This window comes from uncultured Sphingomonas sp., from assembly GCF_913777625.1.
Lineage (GTDB): Bacteria > Pseudomonadota > Alphaproteobacteria > Sphingomonadales > Sphingomonadaceae > Sphingomonas.
The window spans coordinates 19,563-28,059 of the sequence record NZ_CAJYTI010000041.1 but is presented as its reverse complement, the minus strand read 5'-3'; the positions used below and the strand labels follow the sequence as shown (position 1 = coordinate 28,059).

Sequence of the window (8,497 nt, the reverse complement as noted above, 5' to 3'; positions counted from 1 at the left end):
GGAGCCCCCCGCCGTCGGCATGCGATGGCGCCGCGCCTTCGTGCGCACCCTCGTCCGCCGACACGACGGCGTCGTCGTCCTCCCCGACCTCCACGCCATCTTCGCCGATCAGATCGGCAGGGACGCCGTCGCGGTCACGGCATGAGCCTTTCCCGCCCCTTTCCCGCACGGCCGACCTTGGCGGCCCTTCCCCGTTTCGAGGAACCATGACCATGCGTGCCACGATCAAGTTGAAGCTGGGCTTCACCTTCGGCGTTCTGATTGCCCTGCTGCTCGCCGTCGTCGGCGTCGCCAGCACCCGCCTGTCGATGCTCAACCAGGCGACTACCGACGTCATCAACGGTCCCGCCAGTCGGCTGGACATCGCCGAGAGCATCGACGCGAAGCTCAGCTATGTCGTCCGCCAGGAAAAGAACATGGCGATGACGGACGACCTCGAACTCACCCGCAAGTTCGATGCCGACCTGGTGAAGGGGCGTGGCGAGGTGCAGGCGCTGATCGCCAAGGGCCTGGCCGGCGCGACCGCGCAGGGCAAGCCGCTGTGGATGCAGATCGAGGCCAAGTTCAATGAATATATCCCGATCAGCGAACAGATCCGCGCGCTGGCGAACGCCAACAAGAATGCCGAGGCCGCGAAACTCTCGATGACCCGGTCGCGCGACACGGTGCTGGCGATCAGCGACCTGGTCGGCCAGCTGGTCACCCTTTCCAAAACGCAGATGGCGCAGGCAGACAGCGACACCAGTGCCCTGTACGGCACCGCATCGACGATGTTGTACGTCGTCTCCGGGCTGGCGCTGCTGATCGCCGTGGGCGGCGCCTGGTGGATCTCCCGCACCGTCTCCAACGGCCTTGCCCGCGTCTCGACCGCGATCAGCGCCGTCGCCGAGGGCGACCTGAACCAGCGCGTGCAGGTGACGAACAACGACGAGATCAAGGACCTCGTCGAAACCGTGAACGGCATGGTCGATCGCCTGCGCGGTGTGATCGCCGATGCGACGGTCGCCTCCACCAACGTCTCGTCGGGCAGCCAGGAACTGTCGTCCAGCGCCGAACAGGTGTCGCAGGGTGCGACCGAGCAGGCTGCCGCTGCCGAGCAGGCCTCGGCGTCGATGGAAGAGATGGCTGCCAACATCAAGCAAAACGCCGACAACGCTGCGCAGACCGAGAAGATCGCCCGCCAGTCGTCCAAGGATGCCGAGCTGAGCGGCGTCGCCGTCGACCGTGCGGTCGGTGCGATGCGGACGATCGCCGATAAGATCGGGATCGTCCAGGAAATCGCCCGCCAGACCGACCTGCTTGCGCTCAACGCCGCGGTGGAAGCCGCACGCGCGGGCGAGCATGGCCGCGGTTTCGCCGTGGTCGCCTCGGAGGTGCGCAAGCTCGCCGAGCGCAGCCAGGGTGCCGCCGCGGAGATCAGCTCGGTCTCGTCAGAGACCGTGAAGGCCGCGACCGAAGCCGGCGAGATGCTGACGCGCCTGGTACCGGACATCCGCCGCACCGCCGAGCTGGTCAGCGAGATCAGCGCCGCCTGCCGCGAACAGGATATCGGCGCCGCCCAGATCAACGAGGCGATCCAGCAGCTCGACCAGGTCACCCAGCAGAATGCCGGGGCCTCCGAGCAGATCAGCGCCACCTCGGAGGAACTCGCCGCGCAGGCCGAGGAGCTCCAGGCCAGCATCGCCTATTTCAAGGTCGACGGCGTGCAGGGTGCGCGACCGCGCACCGTGGCGCCCGCGCGGCGCCCCGCGCCCAAGCCGGTCGCCCGCCCCAAGCCGAACAGCATCGCCGACCAGAAGGCGCGCGTCAGCGGCTTCGCGCTCGATCTGAACAATGGCGGCCCGGACGCCGATGACGCCGCCTTCGGCATGCAAGCCGCTTGATTCTCCATCCCCCCGCCAAGGACCTTCCTCGATGCGTGCAACCATCAAACTGAAACTCGGCATCACCTTTGGAGTGGTGATCGCGTTGCTCCTCGTCGTCGTCGGCGTCGCGAATTCGCGGCTCGGCTCGCTCAATCAGGCGATCAGCGATGTCATCGCCGGTCCGGCCCAGCGCCAGGAACTCGCCCTGACGGTGAGCGGTGGCATCAGCTATGTGCTGCGCCAGGAAAAGAACATGGCGCTGACCGAGGATGAGGCGCTGACCCGCAAGTTCGATGCAGATCTGATGAAGGCGCGTGAACAGCTCCAGGCACAGATTGCCAAGGGCCTGGCGAGCGCGAGCGCCGAGGGCAAGCCGCTATGGCTGCAGCTCGGCGCCAAGTACAACGAGTTCGTGCCGATCAACGACCAGGTGCGGACTCTCGCGCTGGCGAACAAGAACGCTGAGGCCGGCGCGATCTCGATTTCCAAGTCGCGCGAAATCGCGACGGCGATGACCGACCTGGCCGGCCAGCTGGTCGCGATTTCCAAGCAGCAGATGGCGCAGGCCGACAAGGACACCAACACGCTCTACGCCAACGCTGCGACCACGCTGTACGCGGTCGCTGGCATCGCGCTGCTGATTGCAGCCGGCGGCGCGTTCTGGATCTCGCGCATCGTCTCGCAGGGCCTGCGTCGCGTATCGACCGCCGTGAGCGCGGTGGCGATCGGCGATCTCAGCCAGGAAGTCGCCGTGACCAGCAACGACGAGATCAAGGATCTGGTCGATACCGTCAACACCATGGTCGCCAACCTGCGCGTCAGCGCGACGCTGGCCGACCGGATTGCCGATGGCGACCTGACCGTCGACCACAAGCCGGCCTCGGACAAGGACGTGCTGGGCAACGCACTGGTCCGCATGGTCGATCGCCTGCGCGGCGTGGTTTCAGACGCCACCGTCGCGGCGACCAATGTCTCGTCGGGCAGCCAGGAACTGTCGTCGAGCTCCGAACAGGTCTCGCAGGGCGCGACCGAACAGGCCGCCGCTGCCGAGCAGGCGTCGGCCGCGATGGAAGAGATGGCCGCCAACATCAAGCAGAACGCCGACAACGCGTCGCAGACCGAGAAGATCGCGCGCCAGTCGGCCAAGGATGCCGAAGTGAGCGGCGTCGCAGTGGACCGCGCCGTGGGGGCGATGCGCACGATCGCCGAGAAGATCGGGATCGTTCAGGAAATCGCCCGCCAGACCGATCTGCTCGCGCTCAACGCTGCGGTGGAAGCCGCGCGTGCCGGTGAGCATGGCCGCGGCTTCGCGGTCGTCGCCTCCGAAGTGCGCAAGCTCGCCGAGCGCAGCCAGGGTGCCGCCGCCGAGATCAGCTCCGTCTCGTCCGAGACCGTGAAGGCCGCCGCGGAGGCTGGCGACATGCTCGGCCGCCTGGTGCCGGACATCCGCCGTACCGCCGAGCTGGTCAGCGAGATCAGCGCCGCCTGCCGCGAGCAGGATGTCGGTGCGGCCCAGATCAACGAGGCGATCCAGCAGCTCGATCAGGTCACCCAGCAGAATGCCGGGGCCTCCGAGCAGATCAGCGCCACCTCCGAGGAACTCGCCGCGCAGGCCGAGGAACTCCAGGCCAGCATCGCCTATTTCAAGGTGAGCAGCGCGCGGGGCGCCGTCGCACCGCGGGCCGCCGCACCGGCGCGCCGCCCGGCGACAAAGCCGGCAACCAAGCCGGCCGGCCGCCCCAAGACGAACAGCGTCGCCGACCAGCAGGCACGCGTCGCCGGCTTCGCGCTCGACCTGGCGACCGGCGGCCCGGACGCGCAGGACGATGCCTTCGGAGCCGCCGCATGAGCGACGCGACCGAACTCCAGCTCGTCACCTTCGGGCTGGGCGCGGAGATCTTCGCGGTCCCGGTGTCCCTGGTCCGCGAGATCCTCGATTATCGCGAGACCTTCCGCATCCCCAACGGGCCGAGCTACCTGCTCGGCCTGACGGACATGCGCGGCCAGGGCGTACCGACCATCGACTTCCGCCAGCGGCTCGGCCTGTCGCCGTTCGAGGCGACGGCGGCGACGCGGATCCTGGTGCTCGACGTGCCGGTCGGCGATCGCGTGCTGATGCTGGGGCTGGTGGTGGATCGCGTGCTGGAGGTGTGCAGCGTCTCCACCGACCAGCTGGAAGCGGCGCCCGACATCGGCGTGCGCTGGTCCTCCGACTATATCGCCGGGGTCATTAAGCGCGCCGAAGGATTCGTCGTGCTAGTCGACATGGCGAAGATTTTCTCGTCCGAAGACGCACGCGTGCTGGCTGCACGCGCTGCCGCCTGATCGTCACGGAGCAGCCCTTGTCCGCAGCACTCGCGCTGGATCCGCAGACAACGATCCCGACCGATTCGTTGAGCAAGCGCGACTTCGCGCGGCTCGCCGCCTATATTTACGAAGTCTCGGGCATCAAGATGCCGGAGAGCAAGAAGACCATGCTCGAGGGCCGGCTGCGCCGTCGAATGCGGGCGGTCAACGTCGATACGCTCGACCAATATTGTACCTACCTGTTTACCGGCGAGAACCTCGCGGCCGAAGGGCTGCACCTGATCAACGCCGTCACCACCAACAAGACCGACTTCTTCCGCGAGCCGGCGCATTTCGACTATCTCGTCGAACACGCGCTTCCCGCCCTCCAGGCGCGCGGCATCCGCACGCTGCGCGCCTGGAGTGCCGCCTGCTCCACCGGGCAGGAACCCTATACCCTGGCGATGGTGCTCGACGATTACGCCGCGCGGACGGGCGGACCCGATTACGGCATCCTGGCCACCGATCTGGATACCGAGGTGCTGGCGACCGCACGCACCGGTATCTATCCCGCCGAGCTGGTCGATCCGGTGCCGGCAGCGCTGCGCCGCACCTATGTGATGGCGTCCAAGGATCCGAAGCGCGCCGAGGTTCGGATCGTGCCGCGGCTGCGCAGCGCGATCGGCTTCGCGCGGATGAATCTGATGGACGATCGCTATCCGGTGGGGGATGCGATGCACCTGATCTTCTGCCGCAACGTGCTGATCTATTTCGACAAGCCTACGCAGAAAAAGGTCGTGTCGCAGCTCTACGACTGCCTCGCACCGGGCGGATATCTGTTCCTGGGCCATTCGGAATCGATCACCGGCCTGGGTCTGCCCCTGCAGCAGGTGGCCAACACCGTTTTTCGGCGAGGCGAGTGATGCCCAAGATCCGTGTCCTGATCGTTGATGATTCGGCAAGCGTGCGCCAGACCATGTCGGCGATCCTGTCGGAGGATCCCGCCATCGAGGTGATCGGCACCGCCGCCGATCCGTTCAGCGCCGCCAAGCGCATCCAGGAGGAAGTGCCCGACGTCATCACGCTGGACGTGGAGATGCCGCGCATGGACGGCATCACCTTCCTCCGCAAGTTGATGGCACAGTGCCCGCTGCCGGTGGTGATGTGCTCCTCGCTCACCGAGAACGGTTCCGAGACGCTGCTCCAGGCGATGGAGGCCGGCGCGGTCGACGTGATCCTGAAGCCGCGCGTCGGCGTGGCGGATCACCTCGCCGAGCATCATCTGCAGATCCGTGACGTGGTGAAGGCCGCTGCCCGCGCCAAGGTACGCGGACGGCCGGGCAAGCCGATGCCGACGGCGGAAGCCCCCGCCAAGAAGCTGACCGCCGACGCGGTGCTGCCGCCGCCCAGCGGCAAGCCGATGAGCCGCACCACCGAGATGGTGGTGTGCATGGGCGCTTCCACGGGCGGCACCGAGGCCTTGCGCGAAGTGCTGGAGGCACTGCCGGCCAATTCGCCGGGTATCGTCATCGTCCAGCACATGCCCGAACACTTCACCCGCGCCTTCGCGCAGCGGCTGAACGGCTTGTGCCAGGTGGACGTGAAGGAGGCGGCCGACGGCGATCCCGTGCTGCGCGGCCAGGTCCTGATCGCCCCCGGCGGCGGCAAGCACACCATGCTCGAGCGCCAGGGCGCCCGCTATTATGTTTCGGTTCGCGACGGGCCGCTGGTCTCGCGCCACCGGCCCTCGGTCGACGTGCTGTTCCGCTCGGCGGCGCGCGCGGCGGGTTCGAACGCGGTCGGCATCATCATGACCGGCATGGGCGACGACGGCGCGCGCGGCCTGCTCGAGATGCGGCAGGCCGGCGCACGCACCTTCGCGCAGGACGAGGCGAGCTCGGTGGTCTTCGGCATGCCGAAGGAAGCAATCGCCCGTGACGCCGCCGACAAGATCATCCCGCTCGGGCAGATCGCCCGCGAACTACTCTCGGCCACGGCACGATGACCGCATGCAAAGGAGACGGCCATGTACGCCGCACGCATTCCTGATCCCTCGCCCGAGTCCGAAGTCTCGCTCGCTGCCATCGAGGCAATGATCAGCCAGATCGCAAGCAAGCTCGACGCCCGCTTCGTTTCGGCGGGCGAGGCGCTGGCGCAGGCCTATGCGATCGTCGAGCGGCTGGTGAGCGCGCTGGAAGGCGTGACCAACGCGCTCGGCCAGGATGCGGCGGAAGCCGCGGTGGAAAACATGCGCGCCACCGCCGACCGGCTGGAGCGGCTGCCCGCCGTGCAGGCCACTCGGCAGGCGGGGCTGGAACGCATTGCCGCCGGCGCGCGCCCGCTGGCGCACAACATCTCTCAGGTGAAGCGGACGCTGGATTTTCTCCGGATCTGCGGGCTCAACATCAAGGTGGCAGCAGCCGGCCGCAACGGCTTTGCCGACTTTGCCGACACGATGAACGTGCGGCTCGACGTGGGCGAAACGGAGATCGGCGGGATCGGCATCGAGATCGAGCAGCTGACCGCCAGCATCCCCGCGCTGATCGACGTGGATCGCCAGCTGGGCGCCGAGTGCGCCAAGGTGATCCCGCAGGTGCCGCGCAAGCTCGCCGCCGATGCCGAGGCGTTGCAGCAGCATCAGGCCGCCGACACTGCCCGCGCCAAGCGCATCGCGGCGGTCGGCCGCGAGATCCACGGCAAGGTCGCCTCGGCGATCGGCGCGATGCAGGTCGGCGACAGCACCCGCCAGCGGCTGGAGCATATCGCCAGCGGCCTTCGCGCGCTGATCGCCTATCGCGACCAGGCGGACCCGGCGACGGCGCTGCAGGTGAGCGGACATATGCTCGCGCTGTTCGCGGCCCAGGCTGTCGATACGATCGATGCGTTTCAGGCGGAATCCCGTCGCCTTACCGAAAGCCTGCGCGGCATCGGGCCCAGCGCCGCACAGCTGCTGGAAATCAAGGCCGAGGGCGACCGGGGACGCGCGGGCGACGACGGCGTGTTCCTCGCCGCGCTGGAAAAGAGCGTCGCGGACGTCGCCAAGGTCACCACGCGGCTCCGCGAGGCCGACGCGCAGGCCCAGGCGCTCGGCGGCTCCACCTCGGACAGCGCCGAGCGCCTGGCCAAGCGGCTGCGGGTCGTCCACCGGGTGAACCACGACGTGCACCTGATGGCGTGGAACACCGATCTGCGCTGCCACCGCCTCGGCGATGAGGGCAAGGCACTGGCCATGGTCGCCTCGGAGATTCGCGGCTTCGCCACGACACTGGCGACGATCTCGGCAGAGATTCGTCATTCGGTGGAAACGCTGGTGCAGGCGGTGACTGCATTGCGCGATCCGCAGGGCGATACCGGTGGCGACGCCGCCGAGGCGCTGACCGAATCACTCGCCTGCATCCGTGACGGTGCGCAGCGCATGCGGGAGGGCATGGCCGGGCTGACCGAAGATGCCGCGGCGGTAACGCGCATCCTGGAGACGACCACCAGCAACGTCGATTGCGAGGCAGCGTTCGGCAGCGACCTGCGCGAGGTGGTATCGCATCTCAGCCTGCTCGCTGCGCGGTGCGACACGCCCGACGCGGAAGCCGAACCCGCGCTTGCCGCCCTGCTCGACGGGATGGCACGCAGCTACACCATGGCGCGCGAACGCGAGATTCACCAGCGCTTCGCGCTGGCAGGCAGCGCGGCGGCGGCGCACGCCGTGGTCGACGAGGACGATGACGACGACGGGCTTTTCTAGTCCGTCGTCCACCCCATGTGCGGGGGTCCAGCGATGTCGGAGAAAATGGCGCGCCCGGAACGATTCGAACGTCCGACCCTCAGATTCGTAGTCTGATGCTCTATCCAGCTGAGCTACGGGCGCGCGGTGAGGTGCGGCGCCTAGACGAGCTTTCGGGGTAGCGCAACCCCTTTTTGCACGCCGCCCTCAATTATCGCGATAGGGCAGCATGTCCTCGTCGAACGAGCGCGGCTCGTTGCACTGCCAGGTGGCGCCGTCCCAGCGGTCCTCATGGGCGCCAAATTGGATCAGCGTGCCGACCGGGCAGCCAAGCGTCACCAGTTCCTCGCGGCAGAAGGCGCGGCCGCGTTCCAGATCCGTCAGGTCGACATCGAGGATCGCGCAGGCCGGTCGCCACTGGCCGGCGTCGTCCAGCGTCTCGATCAGCGTGCCGCCGCCGCAGCTGCCGAGACCGGCAATGCGCAGTTCGGCGTCGAGGAACACCCCGAACCGGCCCTCACGTTCGTGCGGGTCCATGTCGCCCGGAAAGGCGACGGACACGGAATGCGTGTCGAGCGGCTCTGCCAGGAGGGCGTCGAGCCCGGGTAGGAACCGCTCGATCATCGCA

Annotated in this window: 7 protein-coding genes and 1 tRNA gene; 6 read left to right on the top strand and 2 right to left on the bottom strand. The window is 67.8% G+C overall.

The annotated features are described in order from the left end of the window. The first annotated feature begins 212 nt into the window (after positions 1 to 212). The 6 genes from QZ814_RS19175 (at position 213) to QZ814_RS19150 (ending at position 7,890) form a co-directional block, all read left to right on the top strand. The gene (locus QZ814_RS19175) at positions 213 to 1,883 is read left to right on the top strand and encodes a methyl-accepting chemotaxis protein (RefSeq protein WP_294335247.1); all 1,671 of its coding nucleotides are present in this window, start codon (positions 213 to 215) and stop codon (positions 1,881 to 1,883) included. Positions 1,884 to 1,914: 31 nt separating this feature from the next. Continuing rightward, positions 1,915 to 3,714, top strand: coding sequence for a methyl-accepting chemotaxis protein (locus QZ814_RS19170; RefSeq protein ID WP_294335240.1), 1,800 nt, complete (start codon positions 1,915 to 1,917; stop codon positions 3,712 to 3,714). Next, a complete protein-coding gene (locus tag QZ814_RS19165) occupies positions 3,711 to 4,190 on the top strand; it encodes a chemotaxis protein CheW (protein ID WP_294335239.1) in 480 nt (159 codons plus the stop codon). Before QZ814_RS19170 ends, QZ814_RS19165 begins: the two co-directional genes overlap by 4 nt. 68 nt (positions 4,191 to 4,258) lie before the next feature. Next, positions 4,259 to 5,074, top strand: a complete 816-nt coding sequence (locus QZ814_RS19160; RefSeq protein ID WP_294335243.1) for a protein-glutamate O-methyltransferase CheR — start codon at positions 4,259 to 4,261, stop codon at positions 5,072 to 5,074. After that, positions 5,074 to 6,156 carry a chemotaxis response regulator protein-glutamate methylesterase gene (locus tag QZ814_RS19155; protein ID WP_294335238.1) on the top strand — a complete coding sequence of 361 codons (1,083 nt, stop codon included), beginning with the start codon at positions 5,074 to 5,076 and terminating at the stop codon, positions 6,154 to 6,156. Before QZ814_RS19160 ends, QZ814_RS19155 begins: the two co-directional genes overlap by 1 nt. A 21-nt stretch (positions 6,157 to 6,177) precedes the next feature. Further along, positions 6,178 to 7,890, top strand: coding sequence for a hypothetical protein (locus QZ814_RS19150; protein WP_294335237.1), 1,713 nt, complete (start codon positions 6,178 to 6,180; stop codon positions 7,888 to 7,890). A 46-nt stretch (positions 7,891 to 7,936) separates the two neighbouring features. On the opposite strand, the gene QZ814_RS19145 is transcribed toward QZ814_RS19150, so the two are convergent. Together QZ814_RS19145 and QZ814_RS19140 are read right to left on the bottom strand one after the other, a co-directional pair. Then, positions 7,937 to 8,013 (bottom strand) — tRNA-Arg (locus tag QZ814_RS19145). Positions 8,014 to 8,076: 63 nt separating this feature from the next. Next, the gene (locus QZ814_RS19140; protein WP_294335235.1) at positions 8,077 to 8,493 is read right to left on the bottom strand and encodes a hypothetical protein; all 417 of its coding nucleotides are present in this window, start codon (positions 8,491 to 8,493) and stop codon (positions 8,077 to 8,079) included. Positions 8,494 to 8,497: the final 4 nt, after the last annotated feature.

Excerpts from the sequence above, each read along its gene's own strand:
- QZ814_RS19175 (WP_294335247.1), top strand. The coding sequence starts at position 213 with ATGCGTGCCACGATCAAGTTGAAGCTGGGCTTCACCTTCGGCGTTCTG.
- QZ814_RS19170 (WP_294335240.1), top strand. The coding sequence starts at position 1,915 with ATGCGTGCAACCATCAAACTGAAACTCGGCATCACCTTTGGAGTGGTG.
- QZ814_RS19165 (WP_294335239.1), top strand. The coding sequence starts at position 3,711 with ATGAGCGACGCGACCGAACTCCAGCTCGTCACCTTCGGGCTGGGCGCG.
- QZ814_RS19155 (WP_294335238.1), top strand. The coding sequence starts at position 5,074 with ATGCCCAAGATCCGTGTCCTGATCGTTGATGATTCGGCAAGCGTGCGC.
- QZ814_RS19150 (WP_294335237.1), top strand. The coding sequence starts at position 6,178 with ATGTACGCCGCACGCATTCCTGATCCCTCGCCCGAGTCCGAAGTCTCG.
- QZ814_RS19140 (WP_294335235.1), bottom strand. The coding sequence starts at position 8,493 with ATGATCGAGCGGTTCCTACCCGGGCTCGACGCCCTCCTGGCAGAGCCG.